1 protein-coding gene is annotated in these 1204 nt (G+C 57.0%); it reads left to right on the forward strand.

Features of this window, described 5'->3' with window-relative positions:
• A partial coding sequence (locus K0H48_RS30715; RefSeq protein ID WP_257626910.1) for an immunoglobulin-like domain-containing protein occupies nucleotides 1-1204 on the forward strand: 1204 nt, incomplete at both ends.

Raw genomic sequence — 1204 nt, forward strand, 5'->3', positions numbered from 1 at the left:
TGTCACCTTGAGCAATGGCTCGGTGATTACGATCAAGGCTGGGGAGTCGGTTGGCACTGTTGTGGTCGATACTCCGGCTAACGACGCTTACAACAATGGCTCCACTGTCAGCACCACTATTACCGGCGCGACCGGCGGCAACTTTGAAAATCTGGTACCAAACACGACGCCTGCGGTTACCACGATCACCGATTCGATCGACACCACCACTGTTTCGCTGACGGCTACCGACGCGATCACTGAAGGCGGCCAGATCACCTACACCGCCACCCTGACCAACCCGGCGCAAACCCCGGTGACTGTCACATTGAGCAATGGCTCGGTGATCACCATCAAAGCGGGTGAATCGACCGGCACCGTTGTGATCGACACCCCGGCGAACGACGTTTACAACAATGGTTCGACTGTCAGCACCACCATTACCGGTGCAACCGGCGGCAACTTTGAAAATCTGGTACCGAGCACTACGCCTGCGGTTACCACGATCACCGATTCGATCGACACCACCACTGTTTCGCTGACGGCTACCAATACCGTGACCGAAGGTGGGCAGATCACCTACACCGCCACCTTGACCAATCCGGCGCAAACCCCGGTAACCGTCACCTTGAGCGATGGCTCGGTGATCACTATCAAAGCGGGCGAATCTGTCGGCACCGTGGTGGTCGACACTGCGCCGAACGACGTCTACGTCAATGGCAGCACGGTGAGCACCACCATCACTGGCGCGACCGGCGGCAACTTCGAAAACCTGGTGCCGAACACTGCACCTGCGGTCACCACGATTACCGACTCGATTGACACCACTACGGTCACCTTGACGGCTCCTTCCGAGGCGAACGAAGGCGGTCAGATTACGTACACCGCTACGCTCTCCAACAAAGCGGGCACTGATGTAACGCTGAAACTGGATAACGGTTCGAGCATCACCATCAAAGCTGGCGATACCGTTGGCTCTGTGACTGTTGCGGCGCCAAGCGATGACGTGTTCATCGATAAAAGCACTCAGACCGTCAAGATCACCGACACCACTGGCGGTAACTTCGAGAAGCTGGAAGTGGCAGGTGATGGTGCAACTACGACCATCAACGACACCATCGACAAAGTGGATGTAGTCCTGACCGCCACCACCACCGTTGGTGAAGGCGGCAACATCATCTACACCGCCAGCCTTGTGGATAAAAACGGCGCTCCGGTGACTAAC

The sequence above is a fragment of the Pseudomonas sp. Xaverov 259 genome, assembly GCF_019352915.1.
Lineage (GTDB): Bacteria > Pseudomonadota > Gammaproteobacteria > Pseudomonadales > Pseudomonadaceae > Aquipseudomonas.